This is a genomic window from Usitatibacter rugosus (assembly GCF_013003965.1).
Taxonomy (GTDB): domain Bacteria; phylum Pseudomonadota; class Gammaproteobacteria; order Burkholderiales; family Usitatibacteraceae; genus Usitatibacter; species Usitatibacter rugosus.
Genome location: NZ_CP053069.1, coordinates 1524604 through 1551431, shown reverse-complemented (window position 1 = coordinate 1551431; position 26828 = coordinate 1524604). Strand labels below are relative to the sequence as shown.

Here is a 26828-nt window from a genome sequence, read left to right as displayed (position 1 = left end):
TGCGGGCAATGATGCTACCTTAAAGTCCGAATCACGCCCCCCGTTTCCATAGGCTATCAGGGAGAAAGACGTGGACATCAAACCCGTGACACTGACCGGCAAGCACCTTCGCCTCGAGCCCCTCACCGCGGCTCACACGCCGGACCTCGAATACGCATGCAAGGACTCTCCGGATGGGCGCCGCACCATCTGGCGCTACCTCCTCGATGCCCGAATCTATCGCGAGCAGGGCATGGCCGGCATGGTGAAGACGCTACTTGACAGGCAGGCCACCGGATCCGACCTGCCCTTCGCGATGATCGATCTCAAGAGCGGCAACGCCGTCGGCACCACGCGCTTCATGGAGATCCAGCTCGCGGACCGCGTGGTCGAGATCGGCACGTGGCTCGGCCTCGGCTTCCAGCGCGAGGGGCTCAATCTCGAGAGCAAGCACCTGATGCTGAAACACGCGTTCGATACGCTCGGTGCCGTGCGCGTCCAGTTCAAGATTGACCACCGCAACTTCGCCTCGCTCGACGCGATCGAGCGGCTGCGCGCCTACCGCGAGGGCGTGATGCGCAACCACATCATCCTCGCCGACGGCACGCCGCGATCCTCGGTCTACTACAGCATCCTGGACAGCGAGTGGCCCGCGATCGAGCTGCACCTGGAAGCCCTGTTGGCGCGCGCCGGAAGTTGAGCCCGGCAAGCACGCCGCCCGTGCAGGCCCTCACGCGAAAGCTGTTCTGGCTCGCGTTCTGGGTGATCGGCTTCGCCGTGTCGATGAGCGGCCTGCTGCTCTACTTCAAGTACCAGGCCGTCTTCACCGGGCTGCAGCGCGACCGCGTGCTGATGGTGGCCACCGAGATCGACGGCATCGCCGAGAAGAACCTCTCCCTCGGCCAGGATTTCTGGGAGATCGCCACGCTGCAGGACGTGATCGAGCGCCGCCGCAAGGCCGACCAGCTCTTCACGGGCATCGACGTCGCCGGCAAGGATGGGAAGATCGCGTATGCCACGGACATGGCGAAGATCGGCTCGCCGCTGCCGCCCGAATGGATCGAGGCGTTCTCGCGCAACCCGAAGCTGAACAGCCTGTCGCTCTCGCCGGAGGAAGCGCTCGTCGTCTCCGGCATCCGCAACAGCTTCGGCCAGCCGGCGGGCTACGCCGTCATCCGTTACAGCCGCGGCCCCGAGCGCGAGGCGATGACGGCTTTCACGCGCAAGCTCGTGGCCAACTGCCTCATCGTCTTCACGGTCTTCGGGCTCGGCCTGTTCGCGATCCTCGTCTGGATCGAGCGCGGCTTCGAGCGCGCGCTCTCGACGGCGGCCGCGGCGCTGGACCCTGCCGCCACCCCCGCCGGCACGCACGCGTTATCCGGCGAGCTCGCGTTGATCCAGAAGCGGCTGGATGAAGCGGACCGCGGCATCGGCGCCATCGAGGGCAGCCTGGGGAACGCCCGATGAAGGGCCGCACCTTCTTCCAGCGGCAGCTCTGGCTGGTGATGGTGGCCGTGATGGTCATGGTGATGGGCTCGATCGCCGCGACCGTGGGCCTGATGTACCGCGCGTTCGACGCGAGCATCGCGCCCCAGATGCTCGAGAAAGCGAAGACCGCCGGCCGCTCGCTGAACAGCCTCCTCTCGCAAGCCGCGGCGTACGACCTCCCGCTGGAAAAGCTCGTGGGCGTGCCCGAGCTCTTCGCCGGCACCGCCCGCGACCATCCGGAGATCGCACGCATCGAGCTCCTGCGCGACGGCAAGGCACTCCACACGCAGGGGCCGCAGATGCCCGCGGATCTCACGACGCGGATCCCGGTGCCCGGCTACGAGGCCGAGCGTGCGGAGCTCGCCGTATCGATCGACCCGCAATACGTGCGCCGCATCTTCGAGGAGATGTCGCTGGACCTCCTCGTCGTCGCCGTCGTGAGCCTCTTCATCTCCCTCGAGCTCCTCTACTTCCTCGCCGGCGGCTTGCTCGCCGACCTGGGGCGCATCCGCACGCAGGTGGCCGCGCTCTCGAAGGGCGCCATCTTCGCGCTGCCGCGTTCAACCTGGTTGGGCCGCGATCTCAGCGCGGCACTCGGCGCTCGCTCGGAGGCCGTGGCCCGGCGCTACGAGCAGGTCCTCGAATCCTTGCGGGCGAAGTATCGCGCTCGCCACGAAGGCAGCCGCACGGGAATCCATCGCGCGATCGCTGAGCTGCGCACGTTACGCTCGACGTTCAGCTTCTCCGACACGCGCCGCTCGTACGGCTCGCATGGCGCCGCGCTGATCCTCGGCGCCATGCGCGCGCCCTTTTTCCTGCTGCTGCTCGCCGACGATCTCTCGCGGTCCTTCATGCCGCTCTTCGCCGCGGGGCTGGAAGTCGGCCCGTTGCCGATGTCGCCCAGCGTCGTCGCGAGCCTGCCGATCTTCGCCTTCATGCTGGTCGTGGCGCTCTCGCAGCCCGTGCTGGGCGGTTGGAGCGAGCGCATCGGGCGGCGCCGTTCCTTCCTCGCCGGCGCGGGGCTCGCGTGTGTCGCGCACATGCTCTCGGCGCAGTCGAGCACGCTGCTGGAGCTGCTGGTGTGGCGCTCGGCCGGCGGTGCTGCGTGGGCCATCGCGTTCGTCGCCGCACAGGGCTACGTGCTCGACCACACCGACTCGCGCACGCGCACGGTGGGCCTGGCCGCCTTCGTCGGCATCATCATGGTCTCGATGATCTGCGGGCCGTCGATCGGCGGGATCCTCGCCGACGGCATCGGCTACCGCGGCACGCTGGCCCTGGGGGGCGTGCTCACGTTCGGCTCGCTGGCGCTTGCGTATCGCCGGCTTCCCATCGATGGCGCGGGCGAGCGCCTCCTGCCGGCGTCCTCGGCTGCCGCACCCAAGAGGGCGAGCCTCTCGCTCGCCTTCTCGAATCGCCGCTTCCTCGGGCTGCTACTGCTCGCCGCCGTTCCCGCGAAGCTGATCCTCATCGCCTACTGCTTCTACCTCATCCCGCTCTACATCATCGACGTCGGCAGCAGCTCCGCGATGGCGGGCCGCATGATCATGCTGTACTCGGTGATGATGGTGCTGCTGGTGCCGTGGATGGCCAACTGGGTCGTGGCACTCCGAGCCCGCCGCAAGAACGACCCCGAGGCGCTGTTCGTCGCGGCCGGCCTCGCGCTCTCGGGGCTCGCGGGCCTCGCGATGGCCCTGCCGCTGGGCCTCCTCTCGCCGCTGATCCTGGTCTTCCTGCTCGGCGTGGGCCAGTCGCTGTCGATTTCCCCACAGGCCGCGATGGTCGCGGAGGTCTGCAAGGACGAGATCCGCACGCTCGGCCAAAGCGCGGTGTACGGCGTCTATCGCATGGTCGAGCGCATGGGCAACGCGAGCGGGCCGCTCGTGGCCGCGGCACTGCTCGAGCTGGGCGGCTTCAAGACGGCCTTCATCGCGATCGGGGTGCTGGTGCTCGTGTGCGCGGCGATCTTCGCCGCGATCTTCCTGCCGCGGCGCGCTGCCGCGAGCGATCCCGCGAAGGCGACCGTGTAATGCGCCGGACCTTCCTCAAGCAGGCCGGAGCGCTTTCCGCGGCGGCGCTCGCGCAGCGCGCCTGGGGGCAGGCCGCCGCGCCGATGCGCATCTACGCGGTGACCTGGCGCGGCAAGACGCAGGTCGAGATCGGCATGGAGGACTTCTTCGGCAAGCAGGGCGTGCCGGTGGAGTTCATCTGGCGCGATGCGGCGCAGACCCCGGCGCGCCTCGAGGGCTTCGCGAAGGAGATCAAGGAGCTGCGCCCCGACCTCGTCTTCACCTGGGGCACCACGGCCACGCTCGGCATCGCGGGTGCGTACGATGCGGCCGATCCGCAGCGCTTCGTGACCGACATCCCGCTGCTCTTCGCGATGGTGGCCGATCCCGTCGGGGCGAAGGTGGTGCCCGCGCTCCGGGTCCAGGGCCGCGACATCACGGGCGTGTTCCACGTCGCGCCGCTCGCCGCGCAAGTCGAGTCGATGCGCACGTACCGCAAGTTCGAGAAGCTCGGCGTGATCTACAACGCGGCCGAGGCGAACTCGGTGGCGATCGTCGCGTCGCTGAAGCGCCTCGGAAACGCGCAGCGCTTCGGCGTGGTGGATGTCGCGTTCGATCGCGATGCCAGCGGCAAACCGCTTTCCACCGGCATCGCCGACAAGATCGCCACACTCAAGCAGGCCGGGGCCGAATGGCTCTACCTGGGGCCCGACACCTACCTGCTCACGCAGATGAAGGAAGTCGCCGCCGCCGCGCTCGAGCACCGCATCGCCACGTTCTCCGCGACCGAGGCCGTCCTCAACTCCCCCTTCCCCGTCCTGACCGGGTTGGTTTCCAGCTATTACCTGGTCGGGCAGTTCGCCGGCTTCAAGGCCGTCCAGGTGCTGCAAAAGCGCCTCCGGGCGCGCGACATCCCCATCGAGACGCTCTCGCGCTACTCGTTCATCGTGCGCATGGAAGTCGCCAAGCAGCTCGACATCCTGCCGCCCGTGGCGCTGTTCAACTACGCCATCGTGAAGTAGCCCCCCGGGGGGTACGGAACCTGCCGCGAAGAGAGTGGGAATATTCCCACTGGCGCCGGACGACTCCCCCGTTTGACGGGGGGTACCCCAGGGCCCAGCATCGAACCACATAAAACAGCTCCGCCCGCGCCGGTTTAGAGACCTTCCATGCCCCCGACGGCACCCGCCAAACGCCAGCCGAGGCCCAAGCTCGATCCCCGCCTTGCCATGCTCCTCGAGCTGGACGCGGAAGAACGGCGCGAGCTGGTGTCCCGGGAGCTTTCGCGCATCGAGGACATCGGCGCCGAGCTGAAGGCGGTCAACGAGGACCTCGCGTCCTTCCCCGCGAGGGCGCAGGAGCCGATGATCCACAAGCTCCGGGAGATCTACGGTCGCCTGTTCGCCCCGATGTCGGCCGGGCTGCTCGCCGAGGGCGCGCTGCCGGATTCGGTGCGCAAGACCGGCGACCCCGTTTTTTCCGCGTTCATCCTCGCCGACGCAACGCCGGACCGCCTCGCGGCGCTCGGCGTGACGGTGCGCAGCCAGGCGGGCGACGTCTTCACGGCGTTCGTCCCGCAGTCGGCGATCGCGCGCCTCGAGGAGGCGCCCGAAGTCCGGTATGTCGAGCTCGCCCGCAGCGTGGTTCCGACCGGCTCCTCCACGGACACGACCCAGGTCCTGGCGCCGAGGACCGCCGCGCGTGCCTCGCCGGACTTCAACGGAACGGGTGCCATCGTCGGGGTGATCGACTCCACGCTCGACCTCTACCATCCCGATTTCCGCAAGCAGCCGGGGTTTGCCACGCGCGTGCTCGGCCTGTGGGACCAGACGCTCGCGCCGGTGCGCAATGAGATCAGCCCCTCCTTCGGATATGGCGTCGAATACACCCGGAAGGACATCGACGACCAGCTTTCCGCGTTCCCCGGGACCCCCGCCTACCAGCAGGTGCGTCACAACACCGGGGGAGAAGTCGGGTCGCACGGCACGGCCGTCGCCGGCATCGCCACGGGGAACGGACGGGCGGATCCCACCTGCGTGGGAAGCGCGCCGGGTGCCGACATCATCTTCGTCGCGCAGGCCGATCCCCATTCCGCCAACGCGCTCGCCGACAACGTGCAGGTGATGGATGCCTTCAGCTACATCTTCGCGCGAGCCGAAGCGCTGGGCCTGCCGTGCGTCGTGAACCTGAGCAACGGCGACAACCTCGGGTCGCATGACGGGACCTCGATGGGAGAGCGTTTCCTCGACGCGTTGCTGGAGAAGCCGGGCCGGGCCATCACGCTCTCGGCGGGCAATTCCACGGGGACCGCATGCCACGCCACCAGCACGCTCGCGCAGGGCACCTCGACGACGTTGCACATGAGTTGCGATGCCCAGGCCGTGCTGAGCGACGCGGTGGAGATCTGGTACGACGACGACGATCGCTTCGACGTGACGATCACCGTGCCCGGCCCCCCGCCACTGACGCTCACGGTTTCCCCGGGCGACGCGGTGACGGCGATCACCCCGAGCGGAGTCCAGGTCGTCGTCGACTCGACCGAGACCGGAATCTCCGGTGCCAACCGCGTGAGCGTCCTCTTTCTCGTGCCCGCGGGTGCGGCCATGCCGCAGGGCGTGACGCTCATCGAGGTCCATGCCACCCAGGTGAACGGATCGGGGACCTTCCACGCCTGGATCGATCGCAACAACCGGCTTTACGATCCGGTGACCATGAAGGAGATCGCGCACGTCTTCTTCACGACGTGGGTCGACGACAAGTCGCTCACGCTCGGGACGCCGGGGACGGCGCGCCATGCGATCACCGTCGGGAACCACGACGGCAAGGTTCCGCCGCAGCTCGCGAGCACCAGCGGACTGGGCCCCACGCGCGACGGCCGCGTGAAGCCGGAGGTCGCGGCCTGCGGCGAAAACGTGCGCGTGCCCTGGTCCTGCAACCGCGGAATCGACTCGCCTCAATCCCTGTACGGCGAGAAATCGGGGACCAGCTTCTCCGCCCCGTACGTGGCGGGAATCTGTGCGTGCCTGTTCCAGCGCCATGGGCTCAGCCTCACCTGGGCCCACTTGAAGCAGCTGCTGGCCGACACGGCGGGCAACCAGCAGTTGACGATCCCCGACCGCGGCTTCGGGTTCGGATACCTGCAGGTCGGTCCGCTCATCGGCAACTCACCGCGCGCGGTCGACGTGTGGATCCAGGATGACCCGTCCGATACCGGACTCGAACCGAATGTCGCGACGGTCATCTGGGCTTCACCCGATATCGAGATCCTCGACATGGCGCGCGTCCCGGTCGCCAATCCTTCGAGAGGCCCCGGCGGCGCGGCAACGAACATCGTGCGCGTCCGCGTGCGCAACCGGGGCACGCAGGTGGCTGCCAACACGCAGGTCCACCTGGCGTGGGCCGAAGGTGCGACCTATGTGCCGATGGACGCATGGCAGACGGCCGGCCTTTTCGTCGCGGCGACGGGCGGTGCGTTCACGCAACCCGGTAGCACCCAGCAGATTGCCTCCCTGCCTCCCGGACAATTCGCGGAGCTCGAGTTCGGCTTCGCGCCCCCCGCGGGGCCCGCCGATCGGCCGCTCACGCTCATCGTGCAGCTCCAGAATGCGCAGGATCCGTGGCTCGGTGCTTCGCAACCCTGGGCGTTGCTGGGCACGCGCAACAACCTGGCGATGAGGACGGTGCAGGTCGTCGCCGCGTCCCATCCGTCGCCGTGGACGATGCAGTTCACCGTCGCGGGCGCTGCTGCCAGCGAATCGACCGGCCTCGAGGTCTCGTCCGAGCTCGGGGGCGGGCAGGTCGTGCTTCGCCTGCCGCAATCGGCGCTGCCGCTCGCACGTCGCGGGCAGGTGACCGGCGAGGCCAGGATCGTCGATGTGGCGGGCGGCGAGGTCGAGCTCACCCTGGGACAAGGCCCGCTCTACGTTCCCCGCCTGGTCCTGGGCCCCGGGCAACCTGTGGGGGCGTCGATCTCCGTGACCGGCGCTCCCGCCGCCGCCGTCCCCCGGCGCGTGCATGTCGCACAGCGCTCCGGGGGCCAGATCGTCGGCGGGGCCAGCCTGGAGGTACGTCCTTGAATCAGCTCCCGGCGGCCAGCTCCTGCGCGGCCTCGACCGTCAATTGCGTGAAGGCATCATCGTGATCGTGATTCTGTCCCATGATGTTGCGCCGGGCGGGTGCCCACCGCGCCTCGCTCCGGCCCGGATCCTTGAGCCAGAAGCTCCGCAGCTCCTTGACCATGTTCCTCACGTTGCCGCTGGTGAGGTTGGCCCAAAGGTCGAGCATCGTCTGCAATTCCTTGTAGGCCCAGATCGTGCGGAAGTACGGCGTTCCGCCTTCGTGCAGCATGTAGGTTCCGAGGTATTGCGCCTGGGCATCGAGCGTCGAGATTCCCTGGCGCAGCAGCACCTCGTTGTTGTCGAGGAAGGTCCGGAAGGCCGGGAGGTCCTCGAACTGGACCTCGAACTCCCAGATGATCACGATGCCGCCCAGCACACCGGGCGTGCCCATCGGAATCGGCTCGGGTTTGCCCATCACGCCGCACGACCGGATCTCGGTCGCGCTCACCGCGACTTGCGGTGACTGATCCCGGCCCCGTCTCTTGAGAATCTGCTCGACATCTTTCTTGTCACTCTTCATGGCCATCGCCTTTTCTCCTTTATTTGCGCTTCGTCACCTTCGCGGTGCGTGGCACCGCGTGCACCTTCTCGATGATTCCCATCCCCAGCAGGCTCTCCAGGCCGCCGCGCACTTCGCGGCGGCAGTCCTCGAGGCTCAGCACGGGCTCCAGCGCCCCGTGGTAGGCCTGCGCCAACTCCGGCTCGGTGAGCCCATCGCACATCCTCAGCACGAACCACGCCGACGGATTGAGGCGGTAGAGCTCGGCCCGCGCCGGAACATAGGCGAGGCAGAATTCCATTTCCGGAACTTCGCGGACGCGGACGTCAGGCGTCCTGCGGTAGCAATCGTATCGGGAGGACACGCAAATCGATCCCATCGTTGAGATGCGAGCAGAAAGGGTCCGGGGCGTCCCAGGAGCCGCGGAAGGCGTAGGCCGTCGAGCGGCAGCCGCCCTGGGTCCCGTCGTTCTCGTTGCACGAGGAGCACGAGCTCTTCACGTTGCCCTTGCGCAGCTGCTGGTAGAGCGGATGCGTGCTCCACGTCTCGAGCAGCGGCGTCTCGAGGACGTTGCCGAAGTTCACGTATTCCCGCAGGTACATGCAGCCGATGGAATCGCCCGTCGCGTTCACGGCGGCCGCCTGCCAGCAGCAGTTGCGGTCGCGCGGATGCCAGGACTGCATGATCTCGAAGCCCTCGCCGGGACGAACGGCGGTCACCGCGGCCTGCTGCTCCTCGATGGACAGGGAAAGCTCCGTCCACGCGCGCTTGGCGCGGCCGAGGGGATAGAGCCGCAGGATGCCCAGGCGCTTGGCGCCCATCTCGCGCGCGAGGTCGGCCAGCGCCTGGAGCTCGCCGGCGTTCCGGCGGTTGAGGATCACGAGTACGTCGGTCTTTATGCCCTCGCCCGCGAGGCGCCGGACCGCGGCGCAAGCCTTGTCGAAGCTGCCGGGGCTGCCGGTGAGCCCATCGTGGGTGCCAGCGTTGGCGCCCTGGATGTCGACCAGCATCCGGCCCACGCCGAGCTTTGCGAGGCGCGATGCGAGGCGCGGAGTGACCAGCGTTCCGTTGGTCCTCACGAAGGTCATCATCCTGGGCGTGGCGTGCGCGAGGATGCGCATGAAGCCGCGCAGATGGAACGGCTCGCCGCCTTCGAAGTACACCTGGATGAAGCCGTTCTCGGCCAGGTAGTCGATGAAGGAAAGCCACTCCCCGGTCTCGAGCGGACGGCGCTCCCGCTTGCTGCCGCAATCGGCATAGCACCACTTGCAAGCCAGGTTGCAGGTGTCCGTGATGGAGATGGTGAGGTGCGGCGGGGTCTCGTAGCGAGGCCTCATCGTCCGGTCGCCTCCCTGCGCCGGTGGGGTACGCAAGCGTGGCGGACGCACGCCCGCGCCGTCAAGCCGTCATGACCGATATTCCTGCCAACGGCGGCGGTATCCGTTGCCCGGGCTGCGGCAGCTTCGAGCGGCTCCCGCGCCGCTTCTGCGGCGAGTGCGGCTTCGATTTCCACAAGAGCATGGCCCATGCGGCCGAGCGCCGCTCGCTCACGGTCATGTTCTGCGACCTCGTGGGCTCCACGGCCCTCTCGGAGCGCCTCGATCCCGAAGAGCTGGGCGAGGTGATCCTCGCGTACCGGGACGTGGTGTCCAACGCGACGACGAGCTTCGGAGGCTTCGTGGCGCGCTACGTCGGCGATGGCATCGTCGCCTACTTCGGCTACCCGCGAGCCCACGACGACGACCCGGTGCGGGCACTGCATGCGGCCCTGGAGACCGTCGAACGCGTGCGCCGCATCTCCGAACGCGGCACGCACATCCAGGTGCGGGTTGGCGTGCACACCGGACTCGTGGTCGTGGGCGATCTTGCCCGCGGCACGGCTCGCGAGGAAGCGGGCGTGCTGGGAGAGACGCCGAACGTCTCGGCGCGCCTCATGAGCCTTGCCCCGCCCGATGGGGTTCTCGTGAGCGGCGTGACCCAGGCGCTGGCCTCAGCCTCTTTCAACTTCAGGGATGTGGGCGACACGCCCATCCGCGGCCTGTCGCGGCCCGTGCGGATCTTCGAGCTGCTGTCCGCGGCGCGGGTTGCACCGGGCTCGCTGGGAGCCACTCCTCATGTGACGCCGCTCGCCAACCGCACCGAGGAGCTGGCGCTCCTGGAAGCGCGCTGGCACGACGCGCTGGAAGGCAAAGGTCAGGCCGTCGCCATCAGCGGCGAGCCGGGCATCGGCAAGTCGCGCCTCGTGCGTGCGTTCGCCGACAACCTCGCGGGCAGCGATCACCTGAAGATGTCCTTCCAGTGCTCGCCGTTCTTCACCAACAGCGCGTTCCATCCGGTCGTCGATTTCCTCACGCGCTGGCTCGACAAGTCGGACGAGAATCCGCTCGAGCAGCTGGCCTACATCGTGGACTCCATCGGCATGGATCCCGCGGAGGTCGTGCCGGCGATGGCGGCGCTGCTGTCGCTGCCGCACTCGCCGCGCTACCCCGCGCCGCAAGTCACGGGCCGCGTGCAGCGCGACCTCACGATGGCGTTCCTCAGCGAATGGTTGATGCGCCTGGCTGCCGATCGCGCGACCGTCATCGTGATCGAGGACCTGCACTGGGCCGATGCTTCGACGCTCGAGCTCGTGACGTCGCTCCTCGACAAGCTCGGAGATGCCCGCATCCTGCTGCTCGCGGCCTTCCGGCCGCAGTTCCAGCATCCGTGGGGCGCACACAAGCTCGTCGCCAACCTGCGCCTCGATCGCCTCACCGCACCGCACGTGCACGAGATGATCGCGCTCGTGACGGCCGGCGATCCGCTCTCGGCGGCGCTTCGCGAGCAGGTGGCGCTGAGGACGGACGGCGTGCCCCTCTTCATCGAGGAGCTCACGCGCGCGGTGCTGGAGTCGCCGACGTTGCGCGACGCTGCCGCACCGGCACCGGGACAGGGCGAGCTGGAGATTCCGATCTCGCTGCACGCCACGCTCATGGCGAGGCTCGACAGCATGAATGCCGCCAAGCGCGTCGCGCAGCGCGCGTCGGTGCTGGGCCGCGAGTTCTCCCACGGCTTGCTCGTGGCCACCATCGATCTCCCGGAAGCGGAGCTCGAGCAGGGCCTCACGCAGCTCGTGGACGCGGAGCTGCTCTTCCGCTTCGGCACGCCGCCGGCCGCCACGTATCTCTTCAAGCATTCGATGATCCAGGAGACGGCGTACCGCTCGCTCCTGCGCACGCAGCGCCGCGACTACCACGCGATGATCGCCGATGGATTGGTGAAGGGCTTCCCGGGGATCTGCGAGGGACAGCCCGAGCTCGTCGCGCATCACCTCACGGAGGCGCGCCGCCCGCAGGAGGCGGCGGGGTACTGGCGCAGCGCCGGCGAACGGGCTCTCTCGAGGTCGGCGAACGTCGAAGCGAGTGCGCATCTGCGCAAGGGCCTGGACGAGCTCGCGGCCTGCCCGCCGTCCTCCGAAAAATCGCTCGAGGAAGTGCAGCTGCTGGTCGCCTATGGCTCGGCACTCAGCGCGTTGAAGGGCTCGGCCGCGACGGAAGTGGAACAGACCTATGCGCGGGCGCGCGAGCTCTGCGGCCAGCTCGGCGATTCACGCCACCTCTTCCCGGTGCTTCGCGGCCTGCACAGCTTCTACGTCGTGCGCGGGCCGCTTCGCACGGCGTGCTCGATGGTGGAAGAGCTGCTCGAGACGGCGGAGCGCGACACCAACCCGTTGCAGCTGATCGAAGCGAACCGCCGCCTCGGCTGGTGCCGCTTCTGCATGGGCGACATCGAATCGGGCCGCGCGTCGCTGCGCGAATCGCTCGAGGCCTACGACCGGGCGCAGTCCACGCGCCACATCCTCACCGTGGGGTCGGACCCGGGCGTCATCGGGCTCGCGAACCTCGCATGGCTGGAAGGCCTGGCCGGCAACCCGTGGCAGGCCGTCGACTACAGCACCCGCGCGATCGAGCTGGCGCGCGAGCTGTCGTTCGACCTGGGCCTCGCCTACGCCACGGGGATGTCGGCCGCGCTCTACCAAAGCTTCGGAGACGCGGCAAAGACCGCGCAACTCGCACGCGAGACGATCGAGCTCGCGCGGCGGTGCGGGTTTCCGTATTGGGTCGCGTGGGAGACGGGGCTGCTCGGTTGGGCGATGGCCGCGCAAGGCGAGACGGAGAGCGGCATCGAGATGATCGAGAAAGGACTGCGTTCCTACCAGGAGACCGGTTCCGGCCTCTTCTGCGCCCATCTGTCGACCCTGCTCGCGGACGCGAACCTCCGTGCCGGCCGCTACGACCGTGTGTTGAAGGCTTGCGAGGAAGGCTTCGTCTTCTCGGACCGCACGGACGCACACTTCTTCGACGCGGAGCTTCACCGCCTCGAAGGCGAAGGCGTGCTTGGCCGAGATGCGGACGCGAAGGGCGCGGCGAATTGCTTCCGCGAGGCGATCACTTGCGCGCGAGACCAGGGCGCGGGGCTGCTCGAGCTGCGCGCGGCCATTCGCCTCGCCCAGCTCGAACACACGCGAGGCGACGCAACGGGTGCGGCCCGGGTGCTGGCCGAATCCCGCGGCTCGTTCCGCGGCGATCCGGCGTGCGGGGAATACGAGCGCGCGAGCGAGCTGCTGCGCGCCTGGGATTGATCACGCCTTCGCGCGAGGCCGGCTTCGATCTGGCGCGAAGCTGAAGCGATGCTTGCGCCGCGGACGCTGCGCGGCGCAGACTCCGCAGACTCAAATAAACTCAGGGAGCGCACCCATGAAGATCGTCCAGGCACTGGCACTCACGTCCGCCGCAGTGGCGCTTTGCGCCGCGATTCCGGCGATGGCCGAAGGCGGCCACTGGGGCTACACCGGCCACGGCGGTCCGAAGGAATGGGGCACGCTCGATCCGGCCTTCTCGACGTGCAAGCTTGGCAAGCACCAGTCGCCGATCGACATCCACGGCGCGAAGGCCGCGGACCTGCCCGCAATCCAGTTCGACTACAAGCCTTCCGCGCTGAAGGTGATCGACAACGGCCACACGATCCAGGTGAACTACGCGCCGGGCAGCACGATCGACGTCGGCGGCTCGAAGTACGAGCTCCTGCAGTTCCACTTCCACCATCCGAGCGAGGAGAAGGTGAACGGCAAGCCGCACGCGATGGTGGCGCACCTCGTTCACAGGAACGCGGAAGGCAAGCTCGCCGTGGTCGCCGTGCTGCTCGACAAGGGCGGCAACAGCGACGTGATCGACGCGATCTGGAAGAACCTGCCGAAGGAGAAAGAGAAGGAGGTCGCGGTCGAGGGCGTGACCATCGACGTCGCGAAGCTGCTTCCGGCGAACCGCGGCTACTACGCGTTCGAAGGATCGCTCACCACGCCGCCCTGCAGCGAGGACGTTCGCTGGCTGGTGCTGAAGAGCCCGGTGAAGATCGCCTCCGCGCAGGTCGCCGCGTTCGGCAAGCTCTATCCGATGAACGCACGGCCCACGCAACCGCTGAACGGACGGTCGCTACAGGCGAGCAAGTAGCCTTACGGCAGCTTCACGCCTTCCAGCAGCGGCTGCATCTCGGGCGCGCGCAGCGCCACCTCGAGATTCCCCAGCGCCTTCTCGTGCTCCTGCATGAAGTACATGTAGTAGTGCTCGCCGAGGAAGAAGTACTGCGCGATCTGCGCGTTCATCACGCGCTCCCAGCTCGGCGACACTTCCTGCAGGTGAACCATCCTGCCCACCAGCCAGCGGTCGAAGACCATCGCGCCGGTGCCGCCGTTGTTGAGGATCGTGTTCTGCGTCGCGTAGGCGAGCTGTAGCCGGCGCAGATCCGAGGGATCCTGGATGAGGACGGTGAAGCGCGCCACGCCCGCCGCGTCGGGCTTGCTCAATTCCCAGAGCTGTTGCCGCCAGGTGGCCCGGTCCGCGCAATCCACGAGACGGATCTCGGGAATGGTTTCGGTGAAGGAGTCGCCGGGTGCCAGCGACGTGCGCGAAAGCCGGAAGGTCATCGCGAGCGCCTTGCCGGGGTTGCGAGCGAAGAAGCTCGCCGGGTCCGTGCCGTCGCCGTAGCGCGCGAGCGCCTGCGCCACCGACGCGGGACGCAAGTCGCCGCCGGGGGAGCGCTCGAAGAACTTGAGGTTCTCGACGCGGATCGGGTCGCCCGCGTCCATCCGGTCGAGCATGCGGTAGACCGTGCCCGACAGGAAGAAGAACTCGCCGGGCACGCGCGTGCCGGCGAACTGCGGGAACGGAGCGCGCGTCGCGAGCTCGGGCTTGCGCTCGATGGCGCGGTTGGCCGCGTCCCGGTAGGCCCGGAAGCGCGCGTTGAAGCGGAAGTCCGAGCTGTCGATGAGGTCCTCGGCCCGCAGCCGGTAGTGCGACTTGAAGAGCTCCGTATTGACCTGGTCGAAGCGGTCGTCATCCTTCGGGTACTGCGCCTTGGTCTCGCGGATGTTCTCCGTGACCACGGAGGGCGTGAGCACGATGATCACCTCGCGCCGGTCGTCCTCGGTCGAGGTGTGGCTGAAGAACGCGCCGACGAAGGGGATGTCGCCCAGCAACGGCGTCTTGCTGCGCTTCGTGACCTGGTTGCGCGATAGGAGCCCGCCGATGATCAACGACTGGTTGTCGAGGATGCGCGCATAGGTCTGCACTCGCCGCGTCGAGATGGTGGGCGCCGATGCGAGCGCGATCTTCGTGGCGGGATCGAGCACCTGCAGGTCCTGCCCGGGCACCGTGGCCGAGACGGTCGCATCGATCAGCATGCTGATCTCGGACTGGTCGTCCGAGATGCGCGGCCGCACGTTGAGCAGGATGCCGGTCGGGATGTACTGGAAGGAGAACGCGACGCGGTTGGAACCGCTGCCCGTTCCGGACGCGTCCGTCGACGTGGCCACCGGAATGTCGGTGCCGACGCGAATCGTCGCCTGGCGGTTGTCGAGCGTGATGATGCTCGGCCGCGAGAGCACCTGCGCCTTGTTCGTCTGCACGAGCGCGTTGATGCGCGCGATGAGCTGCGTCGGGCTCACGTTGGCGTTGCGGTCGTACAGGTAACTGAGGGCATTGCCGCCCGGCGGCACCGGGATCAGCGAGCCCAGGGAAAGCACGCTGCTGCCGCTCTTGAGGTCCCACTGGACGCCGAGCTCCTTCAGGCCGTCCTGGCTGATCTCCAGCACCAGGCCCTCGACGTACACCTGGCGCGCCGGCCGGTCGATCGTGTCGTTGATCAGCCGGGATACTTTCGCCAGCTGCTCCGGGTACTGGGGGTGGTAGATCACCAGCAGCTCGGAGGATCCGCCCGTCACCGTTTCGGACAGCGGCGAGGCCGCGTTCGGGATGATGGTGAGGCCCAGTTGGTCGCGGCCGGCCGGAGCATGCTCGCCCCCGACAAGGCCCATGTTGGTCTTGTCGGTCGACGGGATCTTCACCACGAGCGGCAGGCGGTCGAGCGCGATCGTCGTCGGCAGGTTCCGGATCGCCGGGAAGCGCGGCAGGAAGCGATTCTGCTGGTCGGGCTGCAGCGTGGAGAGTGCGCTCGCCGTGCCGCCTCCGAAGGGCGATCCTCCTTCCGCCCCCGCGGACGTCGGCGCTGTCGCGGCCTGCGAGGGGCGAGCGAGCTCGAAGGCGTCCACGTCGTCGCCCTTGTATGAATCATCGCGCGAGAGGGACTCGGAGTCCGTGACGACCGCATAGCCCATGGCGCGCAGCGCGAAGAGCGCCGCTTCCGAATCCACGTACGACAGCGGCAGCGTCTTCGTCGCAAGGTCCGCCAGGCGCAGCCGCGCGAAGATCCGCGTTCGCTCGGCGAGGATCATCTTGAGGGCATTGTCGAGGGCCGGCGCGTCGATGTCATGGTTCGGCCGCGCGGCGCTGGCTTCGGACACGAAGCCCTGGATCCAGAGCTGCGGCAACCTCCGCGGCGAGGACAGGTGGCCGATGCGCACGAACTCACGCCTCGACGCGGGCCCCTTGGCGAGCGTGAGGGCGGGGACGACGGCCGGGGGGAACGCGGGCAGTTGCGCGACCTGCGCAGCGGGCAAACGGACGTAGCCGAGCGTCACCTCGAGGTGCGTCGACAGGTCCTCTTCGAGCTCCCGGACCTGCCCTTCCGCCATCACCGGCAGCGGGATCAGCCTCCCGGGCGGCAAGCCCGAGGTTGGTTCGGCGACGACGTAGTTGCCACGCGGGGACGCGGCCGGCACCGGTGCGGGAGAGGCAGGCGGCTGAGACTGCTGCGACAGGAGCCGATTGAGGAGCGATGGCCCGCCGGGCGACTGCGCGAAGGCGCAAGCGGCTGACATCGAAACGACCCCTGCGAGACGACGCAACAAGCCGCGCTTCCCCTTATCCGAGTGGTGTGCCGGCCGACCTTAGCAGCACCCCGGGGGCTTGTACAAATTGCAAATGTCCGATGGATCGATTGGTGCGCCGCAGCGCGGCGCAAAAGGAAACGCCCAACTTCGTGTGAAGTTGGGCGTTTTGGGTAAGGCCCTGGCGATGACCTACTTTCTCACGGGCAATCCGCAATATCATCGGCGCGGCGTCGTTTCACGGACCTGTTCGGGATGGGAAGGGGTGGGGCCAACGCGCTATGGTCGCCAGGAATTCTGTCGAGTCGTTGAGTCGATGCATTGAGGCTCAACGATTCATGTTCGGTATTTGAAGGTGCTGGGGGTGATGCATTGCGTGATCGGTGCCATCGGATGGTGCTCGATGGTGATCTGCACAAGGTTTGCAAGGTTATAGAGTCAAGCCGCACGGGCAATTAGTACCGGTCAGCTCAGAGCATTACTGCTCGTGCACACCCGGCCTATCAACGTCGTGGTCTACGACGACCCTTTAGGGAGCTCGAAGCTCCGGGAGATCTCATCTTCAGGCGAGTTTCCCGCTTAGATGCTTTCAGCGGTTATCTCTTCCGTATATAGCTACCCGGCAATGCCACTGGCGTGACAACCGGTACACCAGGGATACGTCCACTCCGGTCCTCTCGTACTAGGAGCAGCCCCCGTCAAATCTCCAGCGCCCACGGCAGATAGGGACCAAACTGTCTCACGACGTTTTGAACCCAGCTCACGTACCACTTTAAATGGCGAACAGCCATACCCTTGGGACCGGCTACAGCCCCAGGATGTGATGAGCCGACATCGAGGTGCCAAACTCCCCCGTCGATATGAACTCTTGGGAGGAATCAGCCTGTTATCCCCAGAGTACCTTTTATCCGTTGAGCGATGACCCTTCCATTCAGAATCACCGGATCACTATGACCTGCTTTCGCACCTGCTCGACTTGTCAGTCTCGCAGTCAAGCCACCTTATGCCATTGCACTATGAGTACGATTTCCGACCGTACCTAGGTGACCTTCGCACTCCTCCGTTACCCTTTGGGAGGAGACCGCCCCAGTCAAACTGCCTACCATGCACGGTCCCCGACCCCGTCAAGGGGCCCAGGTTAGAACCGCAACGTCGTCAGGCTGGTATTTCAACGTTGGCTCCACGGCACCTAGCGGCACCGCTTCAAAGCCTCCCAGCTATCCTACACAGACAGCGTCACAGTCCAATGCAAAGCTACAGTAAAGGTTCATGGGGTCTTTCCGTCTAGCCGCGGGTAGATTGCATCTTCACAAACATTTCAACTTCGCTGAGTCTCAGGAGGAGACAGTGTGGCCATCGTTACGCCATTCGTGCGGGTCGGAACTTACCCGACAAGGAATTTCGCTACCTTAGGACCGTTATAGTTACGGCCGCCGTTTACCGGGGCTTCGATCAAGAGCTTGCACCCCATCACTTAACCTTCCGGCACCGGGCAGGCGTCACACCCTATACGTCGACTTCCAACGTCTTAGCAGAGTGCTGTGTTTTTGATAAACAGTCGCAGCCACCGATTCTCTGCGGCCTTTTTCGGCTTCGGGAGCAAGTCCCTACACCTACCAAAGGCACACCTTCTTCCGAAGTTACGGTGTCAATTTGCCGAGTTCCTTCTCCTGAGTTCTCTCAAGCGCCTGAGAATTTTCATCCTGCCCACCTGTGTCGGTTTGCGGTACGGTCCCAACGGGCTGAAGCTTAGTGGCTTTTCCTGGAAGCAGGGTATCCGCGACTTCGAAAGAGCAAGCTCTTCCTGGTCCCGCGCCTCGGCATTGACCCCCCGGATTTCCCTAAGAGATCTGCCTACACGCTTCACCGGCACATCCAACAGCCGGTTCGCATAACCTTCTCCGTCCCCACATCGCACCCGTCGGCGGTTCTGGAATATTGACCAGATTCCCATCAGCTACGGCTCTCGCCCTCACCTTAGGGGCCGACTCACCCTGCGCCGATGAACGTTGCGCAGGAAACCTTGGGCTTTCGGCGAGCGGGCCTTTCACCCGCTTTATCGCTACTCATGTCAGCATTCGCACTTCCGATACCTCCAGCAGGGGTTACCCCCCACCTTCGCAGGCGTACGGAACGCTCCTCTACCACCCCAGGATTGCTCCTGAGATCCGCAGCTTCGGTTATCGGCTTGAGCCCCGTTACATCTTCCGCGCAGGACGACTCGATCAGTGAGCTATTACGCTTTCTTTAAAGGATGGCTGCTTCTAAGCCAACCTCCTGACTGTCTGTGCCTTCCCACTTCGTTTTCCACTTAGCCGATATTGGGGACCTTAGCTGGCGGTCTGGGTTGTTTCCCTCTTGTCCCCGGACGTTAGCACCCGGGGACTGTCTCCCGTGCTGTACTCGACGGTATTCGGAGTTTGCAATGGTTTGGTAAGCCTATAGCGGCCCCCTAGCCATAACAGTGCTCTACCCCCGTCGGTAATACACGAGGCACTACCTCAATAGTTTTCGAGGAGAACCAGCTATCTCCGGTTTTGTTTAGCCTTTCACCCCTATCCACAGCTCATCCCCGACCTTTTCAACGGGCGTGGGTTCGGCCCTCCGGTGAGTGTTACCCCACTTTCAGCCTGGCCATGGATAGATCAACCGGTTTCGGGTCTACGCCGCGCAACTGAACGCCCTGTTCAGACTCGCTTTCGCTACGCCTCCGGCATCAAGCCTTAAGCTCGCTACGCAACGTAAGTCGCTGACCCATTATACAAAAGGTACGCCGTCACCCGGATTGCTCCAGGCTCCGACTGTTTGTATGCATGCGGTTTCAGGATCTATTTCACTCCCCTCCCGGGGTTCTTTTCGCCTTTCCCTCACGGTACTGGTTCACTATCGGTCGATTACGAGTATTTAGCCTTGGAGGATGGTCCCCCCATCTTCAGACAGGATTTCACGTGTCCCGCCCTACTTGTCTCGAGCTTAGTTCCACACACGGGTTTTCGCGTACGGGGCTATCACCCACTACGGCTGGCCTTTCCAGACCATTTCGCTAACGCGCGTGCTAAAACTCGACGGCTCTTCCCATTTCGCTCGCCACTACTTTGGGAATCTCGGTTGATTTCTGTTCCTGCGGTTACTGAGATGTTTCAGTTCTCCGCGTTCGCTCCTTCACTCCTATGTATTCAGAGTGAGGTGACCTCAAAGAGGCCGGGTTTCCCCATTCGGAAATCTGCGGATCAGCGCCCATTTGCCGGCTCCCCGCAGCTTATCGCAGGCTGTCGCGTCCTTCATCGCCTGTAATCGCCAAGGCATCCACCACATGCACTTATTCGCTTGACCCTATAACCTTGCTGCCTCGTTTTAAGAAGCACCGCGAAGTAAAGTTCTTCACGGCATCACACGATCATAGGAATTCTCGCGCGCTTGTGCGTCCATCAAAACAAACACGTTTGATGAACATGCAATACATCACCCAGTTAATGTGCTCGCGCCCCGGCTCTACCAACTTTCGCACGCTGTAGCGGACATCCCGGGCGATCGCTCGCACCAGGCGTCCACGCGCAAAAAGAGCCACGCGAACACACCACCTTCAAATCCGAATTGTTAAAGAGCAGCCGAATAGACACTTCATAAAGAAGCATCAAGGAGCATTCATCCAAAGCCCACGCAATCCGCGTAGTGCCCCTTCAAAAACACTCGTTGATGTTTCCTCGAAAACAACCTTCTACGTGAACACAACCTCAAGCCCCAGGAGCATCGAGGCATTGGTGGAGCTGGACGGGATCGAACCGACGACCCCCTGCTTGCAAAGCAGGTGCTCTCCCAACTGAGCTACAGCCCCCGTAACGATTCCGATTCCAGCGGCTTCGTTGGTGGGTCTGGATGGATTCGAACCATCGACCCCCGCCTTATCAAGACGGTGCTCTAACCAACTGAGCTACAGACCCGTACCGAGGCCAAACCCCAAAGGAACAACCGATAGATGGTGGGCGCTACGAACAAACGCGCGCTCTAGAAAGGAGGTGATCCAGCCGCACCTTCCGATACGGCTACCTTGTTACGACTTCACCCCAGTCATGAATCTCACCGTGGTCGGCGCCATCCTTGCGGTTAAGCGACCGGCTTCTGGTGAAACCCACTCCCATGGTGTGACGGGCGGTGTGTACAAGACCCGGGAACGTATTCACCGCGACATGCTGATCCGCGATTACTAGCGATTCCGACTTCATGCAGTCGAGTTGCAGACTGCAATCCGGACTACGACGCGCTTTCTAGGGATTGGCTCCACCTCGCGGCTTCGCAACCCTCTGTACGCGCCATTGTATTACGTGTGAAGCCCTACCCATAAGGGCCATGAGGACTTGACGTCATCCCCACCTTCCTCCGGTTTGTCACCGGCAGTCTCATTAGAGTGCTCAACTTAATGGAGCAACTAATGACAAGGGTTGCGCTCGTTGCGGGACTTAACCCAACATCTCACGACACGAGCTGACGACAGCCATGCAGCACCTGTGTTCCAGTTCCCTTTCGGGCACACCTAAATCTCTTCAGGCTTCCGGACATGTCAAGGGTAGGTAAGGTTTTTCGCGTTGCATCGAATTAATCCACATAATCCACCGCTTGTGCGGGTCCCCGTCAATTCCTTTGAGTTTTAACCTTGCGGCCGTACTCCCCAGGCGGTCGACTTCACGCGTTAGCTTCGTTACTGAGAGTGTCAAACCCCCAACAACCAGTCGACATCGTTTAGGGCGTGGACTACCAGGGTATCTAATCCTGTTTGCTCCCCACGCTTTCGTGCATGAGCGTCAGTGTCAGCCCAGAGACCTGCCTTCGCCATCGGTGTTCCTCCTGATATCTACGCATTTCACTGCTACACCAGGAATTCCAGTCTCCTCTGCCGCACTCCAGACTTCCAGTCCCAAACGCCATTCCCAGGTTAAGCCCGGGGATTTCACGTCTGGCTTAAAAGCCCGCCTGCGCACGCTTTACGCCCAGTAATTCCGATTAACGCTCGCACCCTACGTATTACCGCGGCTGCTGGCACGTAGTTAGCCGGTGCTTATTCTTCCGGTACCGTCAGTAGTCAGCGATATTCACGCTAACCGTTTCGCTCCGGACAAAAGAGCTTTACAACCCGAAGGCCTTCTTCACTCACGCGGAATGGCTGGATCAGGGTTTCCCCCATTGTCCAAAATTCCCCACTGCTGCCTCCCGTAGGAGTCTGGGCCGTGTCTCAGTCCCAGTGTGGCTGATCATCCTCTCAGACCAGCTACCGATCATCGCCTTGGTAGGCCTTTACCCCACCAACTAGCTAATCGGACATCGGCCAACCCAGTCGCGCGAGGCCTTACGGTCCCCCGCTTTCCTCTCTCGAGCTCATGCGGTATTAATCCGGCTTTCGCCGGGCTATCCCCCACAACTGGACATGTTCCGATGTATTACTCACCCGTTCGCCGCTCGCCGCCAGGGTTGCCCCCGCGCTGCCGCTCGACTTGCATGTGTAAAGCATTCCGCCAGCGTTCAATCTGAGCCAGGATCAAACTCTTCAGTTCAATCCAATCAAAACTCACTCGAATCACTTGGATCCAAGATGAGTGCACTACAAGTATCGCTATGAGTTCCTATCGCCCCTAACCTTTGACGGCCAGAAACAACAGGTACGCGATCACTCGCAACACCCACCTCTATCGGCTGTAACTTTTTAAAGAGCGACGACTCTCCCTTGACGAGCGTTTGCCGCTAGGGAGTTGGTTGCGGGGGCAGGATTTGAACCTGCGACCTTCGGGTTATGAGCCCGACGAGCTGCCAGACTGCTCCACCCCGCGCCAGGTGTCCTGCCAAAATCTTTCTCGGCAGGTTTTACTAGCGCCGAGAGGGACGATTATCGCAAATTTGGGACACCCCCGTCAACCCAAACCGCGGATTTGAACAGGGGAAGTGGTGGAAATCTTTGTCGGTCAGGACGTTATATAGTGATCGCATGAGCGAACTGCAAGTGCTCCAGACGGTGGCCTTGGCTAGCCTGCTCGCATGGGCGAGTGGCCTGCGCCTGTACCTCGCGGTCTTCGTGATCGGCCTCGCCGCGTACCTCGGCTACGTCACGCTCCCTGAGGGCCTGAAGGTCCTTTCACACCCTTATGTGATCGGCACCGCCGGCTTCCTGCTCGCGATCGAGTTCCTCGCCGACAAGTTTCCGGGGCTGGACAGCGCATGGGACGGAATCCACACCTTTGTTCGCATTCCCGCCGGCGCGTTGCTCGCGGCGGGCGCCACGGGTGACACGCTGAATGCCCTCACCGTCGCCGCGGGCTTGCTCGGCGGCACGATTACAGCTGGAACGCACTTCATGAAGGCGGGAAGCCGAGCGGTCATCAACACGTCGCCGGAGCCCGTCAGCAACTGGACCGCGTCCTTCACCGAGGAAGCGATGGTGCTGGGCGGCATCTGGCTCGCCTTCGCCTACCCGTGGGTGTTCCTGGTGATGCTGGTGTTGTTCCTCGGATTCGCCGCGTGGGTGCTGCCGAAGCTGTGGCGCTTCATGAAGCGGCTGTGGATCGCGCTCTCACTCCCGCGCGAGCCTTCGAAAGAGTTGCGCCGAAGCTAAGCCGGCCGGCGCTCCAGCAGCGCCTGCGCCAGCGTTCCGCTATCCACGTGCTCGAGCTCGCCGCCCACCGGCAGGCCTCGCGCGATGCGCGTCACCTTCACGCCCTTGTCGCCGAGCAGCTCGCTCACGTAGTGCGCCGTCGCCTCGCCTTCGACCGTGAAGTTGGTGGCGAGGATCACTTCCTTCACGACGCCATCGCTCGCCCGTTGCAGTAAACGGTCGAGGTGGATCTCGCGCGGGCCGATGCCATCGAGCGGCGAGAGCCGGCCCATCAACACGAAGTAGTGGCCCGCGTAGCTCTGCGTCTGCTCCATCACCGCGAGATCGGCGGGCGTCTCCACCACGCAGAGCAGCGTGGGATCACGGCGCACCGACGCGCAGACGACGCACATCTCGGCTTCCGTGAATGTGTTGCACTTTCCGCAGTGGCGGATCCGTCCGAGCGCGAGATTCAAGCCATCCGCGAGGCGACGCGCGCCATCGTGGTCGCGCTGCAGCAAGTGGAACGCCATGCGTTGCGCGGACTTCGGGCCCACGCCGGGGAGGCAGCGCAGCGCCCGGATCAGCTCGTCGAGTGACGGGGGATTTTCCACCGCGGGGGAGCGCTCAGAATCCCGGGAGCTTCATGCCGGGCGGGAGGTTCATGCCCGCGGTGAAGCCCGCCATCTTGGCCTGCGAGGTGGATTCGGCCTTCGCGACGGCATCGTTCACGGCGGCCATCACGAGATCCTCGAGCATGTCCTTGTCCTCGCCGAGGAGGCTGGGATCGATGCTCACCTTCTTCACGGCGTTGCGGCACGTCATCGTGACCTTCACGAGGCCGGCACCGGATTGGCCTTCGACCTCGATGGTCTTCAGCTCTTCCTGCATGCGCGCCATGTTCTCCTGCATCTGCTGCGCCTGCTTCATGAGCGCGCCCAGACCGCCTTTGCCCATCATGGTTTGTGCTCCTCTGGAGGACGGATAGAAGTCGGCACGACCTCGGCGCCGAAATCGCGCACGAGGCTCTTCACGAACGGATCGTCCTCGATCGCCGCGGCGGCCGTGGCCTGGCGCTGCTCGCTCTCGCGGCTGCGCGCGGCGGCGAGGCTCACGCCGGCCGTCGAGCCCGGGCGCACGGAGACGCGCAGCGTCTCGCCGAAGTGCGGCACGAGCGCGACCTTGAGCTTGTCGAGGTAGTTCTTGTCCGCGTAGGCGCGATGCGCCTCGGGCACGATCAGCTCGAGATGGTTGTTGTTGAACGATCCCAGCTCGGCATAGCGCGCGAGCAGCCCCGCCATGCCGTTCAGGTTGAGGCGCGTGACGAGCCCGGGCCAGTCGCCGTCGAAGTCGATGTTCGCAGCCGCAGCGGGTGCGGGCTCGCGAGCCTGCGGCGGGGGCGAGGAGCTGCCCGTGCGCGGACCGCTCGCCGGCGAACGCTCTGCTATCGGCGCGCTGGCCGTCGCCGCAGGAGCACTGGCCACCGCAGCGGGTGATCGCGACGTCGTCGCCTGCACGCCCGCGCCGCCCGAAGCGAATGCAAGCATGCGCAGGACTGCCATCGTGAAGCCGGCGAATTCGTCGGGTGCCAGCGGAAGATCGCGGCGACCCAGCAGCGCGATCTGGTACATGACCTGCACCGCGCCCGGCGCGAAGCGCGACGCCATCGCAGTCACGCGATCACGATCCTGTGCGTCATCTTCCGGAGCGATCCCCGCCTGCGCAAGCGCGATGCGGTGAAGGACACTCGCCATGTCCTCCAGCGCCGTGTCGTAGGAGATGCTGCGCTCCGCGATCTTCTCCGACTCGCCGACCGCGCCCTTGCCGTCGCCCGCGGCGATGCGCTCGAGGATCGGCCAGACGAGATCGGAGCCGACGGAGCCCAGCATCTCCGCCACCTGCGAGGCATTCACCTTGCCGCCGCCGTGGGCGATGGCCTGGTCGAGCAAGCTCAGGCTATCGCGCGCGCTGCCGTTGGCGGCCTTCGAGATCTGCGCGATCGCGGCGTCCTCGAACGGGATTTTCTCCGCGGCGAGGACCTTCTTCAGGTGCCCGGCGATGAGCAGCGGCGTGAGCGGCTTCAGGTTGAACTGCAGGCAGCGCGACAGCACCGTGACCGGCAGGCGCTGCGGGTCGGTGGTGGCCAAGATGAACTTCACGTGCTCGGGCGGTTCTTCGAGCGTCTTCAGCATCGAGTTGAAGGCGTTGCGCGAGAGCATGTGCACTTCGTCGATGATGTAGATCTTGAAGCGGCCCGCGGTCGGCATGTACTGCGCGGTCTCGAGGAGCTCGCGCATCTCGTCGACCTTGGTGTTGGTGGCCGCGTCGACCTCCAGCAGGTCCACGAAGCGCCCGGAATCGATATCGGTGCAGGCGCGGCACTTGCCGCACGGCTTCGAGGAGATGCCGTTGGTCTCGCAGTTGAGCGCCTTCGCCAGGATGCGCGCGAGCGTGGTCTTGCCGACGCCGCGCGTGCCGGTGAAGAGGTAGGCGTGATGCAGGCGCTTCGAATCGAGCGCGTTCGCGAGCGCCGTCACGACGTGGGGCTGGCCGACGAGTTCCTCGAAGGCCCGGGGGCGCCACTTGCGGGCGAGGACTTGGTAGGTCATCGATGAGTCAGAAGAGGGAAAGGCGAGCCCAACACACCCGGCACTTGAGGAAATCGACTATGGCTGCTTCGTTCCCGACCTGACCAGGTTCGCCGCCCCTCAATGCGGGGAGGCCCGCCGAGGAGAATTATCGCACAGGCCCTGCCCCTTGCGACGCACGCCGCGTAACGGCCGCGCGCCGGCGCGCGTAAGGGGACGGGCTACAATTCCGACTCAGCCCGAAATACCCCGGATTCCCCATGGACATGCAGGTCCGCCTCACCCAGTTCAGCCACGGCGGCGGCTGCGGCTGCAAGATCGCCCCCGGCGTCCTCGAGCAGATCCTCTCGAAGGTGAAGCCCGGCCTCGTGCCGAAACAGCTGCTGGTGGGCATCGAAACCAGCGACGACGCGGCCGTCTACCAGATCAACGAGAACCAGGCGATCGTCGCCACGACCGATTTCTTCATGCCGATCGTCGACGATCCGTTCGATTTCGGCGCGATCGCCGCCACCAACGCCATCTCCGACATCTACGCCATGGGCGCGCAGCCGCTTTTCGCGCTGGCCCTGGTGGGCATGCCCGTGAATCAGCTCCCGGTCGAGGTCATCCGCAAGATTCTCGAAGGCGGGGAATCCGTGTGCGCCCGCGCCGGCATCCCGATCGCCGGCGGCCATACCATCGACTCCGTGGAGCCGATCTACGGCCTGGTCGCCATCGGCCTGATCGATCCGAAGAGGGTGAAGCGCAACAGCGGAGCGCGCGCGGGAGATGAGCTGGTGCTGGGCAAGCCGCTCGGCGTAGGCGTCTACAGCGCCGCGCTCAAGAAGGGCCGGCTCGACGACGCGGGCTATCGCGCGATGATCGAGAGCACCACGAAGCTCAACACGCCCGGCACGAAGCTGGGAACGATCGAAGGCGTGCACGCTCTGACGGACGTGACCGGTTTCGGCCTGCTCGGCCACCTGGTGGAGATCGCGAAGGGTGCGAAAGTGACCGCCGAGATCGACTGGGATTCGCTGCCCCTGCTCCCGGGCGCCCTGGCGTTCGCGCGCGAGGGCATCCTGACCGGCGCATCGGGCCGCAACTGGGCGGGCTACGGGTCATCGGTCGATCTAGGACCGAAAGTGGCCGAGGCCGAGAGGACAATCCTCACGGATCCGCAGACGAGTGGTGGCTTGCTCGTTGCCTGCGATCCCGCTGCGACCGAGGACGTCCTCGCGGTGTTTCGCGAGGAGAATTTCCCGGATGCGCGCATCATTGGCCGCATCCGCGCCGGAGCCGCACGCGTAACCGTGTCGTAGGTA

The 26828-nt window shown here is 65.2% G+C and carries 16 protein-coding genes, 3 tRNA genes, 3 rRNA genes and 1 other RNA gene; 9 read left to right on the top strand and 14 right to left on the bottom strand.

All coding sequences use genetic code 11. The features are described from left to right. Positions 1 to 70 precede the first annotated feature (70 nt). From DSM104443_RS07675 to DSM104443_RS07655, 5 genes are all read left to right on the top strand, one after another. Complete coding sequence (locus DSM104443_RS07675; protein WP_171090969.1) at positions 71 to 679, top strand: GNAT family N-acetyltransferase; 609 nt, start codon at positions 71 to 73, stop codon at positions 677 to 679. Beyond that, positions 676 to 1446, top strand: a complete 771-nt coding sequence (locus DSM104443_RS07670; protein WP_171090967.1) for a hypothetical protein — start codon at positions 676 to 678, stop codon at positions 1444 to 1446. Before DSM104443_RS07675 ends, DSM104443_RS07670 begins: the two co-directional genes overlap by 4 nt. Then, complete coding sequence (locus DSM104443_RS07665; RefSeq protein ID WP_171090965.1) at positions 1443 to 3497, top strand: MFS transporter; 2055 nt, start codon at positions 1443 to 1445, stop codon at positions 3495 to 3497. The genes DSM104443_RS07670 and DSM104443_RS07665 overlap by 4 nt, the downstream gene beginning before the upstream one ends. Beyond that, positions 3497 to 4498, top strand: a complete 1002-nt coding sequence (locus DSM104443_RS07660) for an ABC transporter substrate-binding protein (protein ID WP_171090964.1) — start codon at positions 3497 to 3499, stop codon at positions 4496 to 4498. Before DSM104443_RS07665 ends, DSM104443_RS07660 begins: the two co-directional genes overlap by 1 nt. A gap of 147 nt (positions 4499 to 4645) precedes the next feature. Further along, positions 4646 to 7552, top strand: a complete 2907-nt coding sequence (locus tag DSM104443_RS07655; protein ID WP_171090963.1) for a S8 family serine peptidase — start codon at positions 4646 to 4648, stop codon at positions 7550 to 7552. Between the two features lies 1 nt (position 7553). On the opposite strand, the gene DSM104443_RS07650 is transcribed toward DSM104443_RS07655, so the two are convergent. From DSM104443_RS07650 to DSM104443_RS07640, 3 genes are read right to left on the bottom strand one after another with little or no spacing between them, the layout of a single operon-like run. Continuing rightward, a complete protein-coding gene (locus DSM104443_RS07650) occupies positions 7554 to 8120 on the bottom strand; it encodes a hypothetical protein (RefSeq protein ID WP_171090962.1) in 567 nt (188 codons plus the stop codon). 13 nt (positions 8121 to 8133) lie between these two features. After that, positions 8134 to 8394 (bottom strand): PqqD family protein, encoded by a 261-nt coding sequence (locus DSM104443_RS07645; protein WP_171090961.1) that lies wholly within the window; start codon positions 8392 to 8394, stop codon positions 8134 to 8136. Between the two features lie 25 nt (positions 8395 to 8419). Next, a complete protein-coding gene (locus DSM104443_RS07640; RefSeq protein WP_171090959.1) occupies positions 8420 to 9430 on the bottom strand; it encodes a radical SAM/SPASM domain-containing protein in 1011 nt (336 codons plus the stop codon). Positions 9431 to 9501: 71 nt separating this feature from the next. On the opposite strand from DSM104443_RS07640, the gene DSM104443_RS07635 reads away from it, so the two are divergent. Together DSM104443_RS07635 and DSM104443_RS07630 are read left to right on the top strand one after the other, a co-directional pair. After that, on the top strand, positions 9502 to 12714 hold the full coding sequence (locus tag DSM104443_RS07635; protein WP_171090957.1) for an ATP-binding protein: 3213 nt from the start codon (positions 9502 to 9504) through the stop codon (positions 12712 to 12714). Positions 12715 to 12829: 115 nt separating this feature from the next. Then, positions 12830 to 13582: a carbonic anhydrase gene (locus tag DSM104443_RS07630; RefSeq protein ID WP_171090956.1), complete on the top strand. Its 753-nt coding sequence runs from the start codon at positions 12830 to 12832 to the stop codon at positions 13580 to 13582. Positions 13583 to 13584: 2 nt separating this feature from the next. On the opposite strand, the gene DSM104443_RS07625 is transcribed toward DSM104443_RS07630, so the two are convergent. The 7 genes from DSM104443_RS07625 to DSM104443_RS07595 all read right to left on the bottom strand — a co-directional run bounded on the left by DSM104443_RS07625 (position 13585) and on the right by DSM104443_RS07595 (position 22175). Beyond that, positions 13585 to 16347 carry a type II secretion system protein GspD gene (locus DSM104443_RS07625; protein ID WP_171090954.1) on the bottom strand — a complete coding sequence of 921 codons (2763 nt, stop codon included), beginning with the start codon at positions 16345 to 16347 and terminating at the stop codon, positions 13585 to 13587. Positions 16348 to 16535: 188 nt separating this feature from the next. Next, positions 16536 to 16649: ribosomal RNA gene (rrf, locus tag DSM104443_RS07620) — 5S ribosomal RNA — on the bottom strand. Positions 16650 to 16790: 141 nt separating this feature from the next. Beyond that, a 23S ribosomal RNA gene (locus DSM104443_RS07615) occupies positions 16791 to 19689 on the bottom strand. Positions 19690 to 20115: 426 nt separating this feature from the next. Then, a tRNA-Ala gene (locus DSM104443_RS07610) sits at positions 20116 to 20191 on the bottom strand. Positions 20192 to 20220: 29 nt separating this feature from the next. After that, positions 20221 to 20297 (bottom strand) — tRNA-Ile (locus DSM104443_RS07605). A gap of 68 nt (positions 20298 to 20365) precedes the next feature. Further along, positions 20366 to 21902: ribosomal RNA gene (locus tag DSM104443_RS07600) — 16S ribosomal RNA — on the bottom strand. Together the 16S, 23S and 5S rRNA genes with 3 tRNA genes alongside form the textbook arrangement of a ribosomal RNA operon. Before the next feature lie 196 nt (positions 21903 to 22098). Continuing rightward, positions 22099 to 22175: transfer RNA gene (locus tag DSM104443_RS07595), tRNA-Met, on the bottom strand. Positions 22176 to 22330: 155 nt separating this feature from the next. On the opposite strand from DSM104443_RS07595, the gene DSM104443_RS07590 reads away from it, so the two are divergent. Continuing rightward, the gene (locus DSM104443_RS07590; protein ID WP_171090952.1) at positions 22331 to 22954 is read left to right on the top strand and encodes a DUF4126 domain-containing protein; all 624 of its coding nucleotides are present in this window, start codon (positions 22331 to 22333) and stop codon (positions 22952 to 22954) included. Here the strand turns inward: DSM104443_RS07590 and recR are convergent. From recR to ffs, 4 genes are all read right to left on the bottom strand, one after another. Beyond that, positions 22951 to 23547, bottom strand: coding sequence for a recombination mediator RecR (gene recR / locus DSM104443_RS07585; protein WP_171090950.1), 597 nt, complete (start codon positions 23545 to 23547; stop codon positions 22951 to 22953). The two genes, DSM104443_RS07590 and recR, sit on opposite strands and share 4 nt — an antisense overlap. A 13-nt stretch (positions 23548 to 23560) precedes the next feature. Then, positions 23561 to 23890, bottom strand: a complete 330-nt coding sequence (locus DSM104443_RS07580) for a YbaB/EbfC family nucleoid-associated protein (RefSeq protein ID WP_171096304.1) — start codon at positions 23888 to 23890, stop codon at positions 23561 to 23563. Continuing rightward, the gene (gene dnaX / locus DSM104443_RS07575) at positions 23890 to 25542 is read right to left on the bottom strand and encodes a DNA polymerase III subunit gamma/tau (protein ID WP_171090948.1); all 1653 of its coding nucleotides are present in this window, start codon (positions 25540 to 25542) and stop codon (positions 23890 to 23892) included. The genes DSM104443_RS07580 and dnaX overlap by 1 nt, the downstream gene beginning before the upstream one ends. Before the next feature lie 19 nt (positions 25543 to 25561). Beyond that, positions 25562 to 25661, bottom strand: an RNA gene (gene ffs / locus DSM104443_RS07570) — signal recognition particle sRNA small type. A gap of 120 nt (positions 25662 to 25781) precedes the next feature. Between ffs and selD the strand changes: the two genes are divergently transcribed. Continuing rightward, entirely contained in the window at positions 25782 to 26825 is a 1044-nt protein-coding gene (gene selD / locus DSM104443_RS07565) for a selenide, water dikinase SelD (protein ID WP_171090946.1), read from the top strand. The last annotated feature ends 3 nt before the right edge of the window (positions 26826 to 26828 follow it).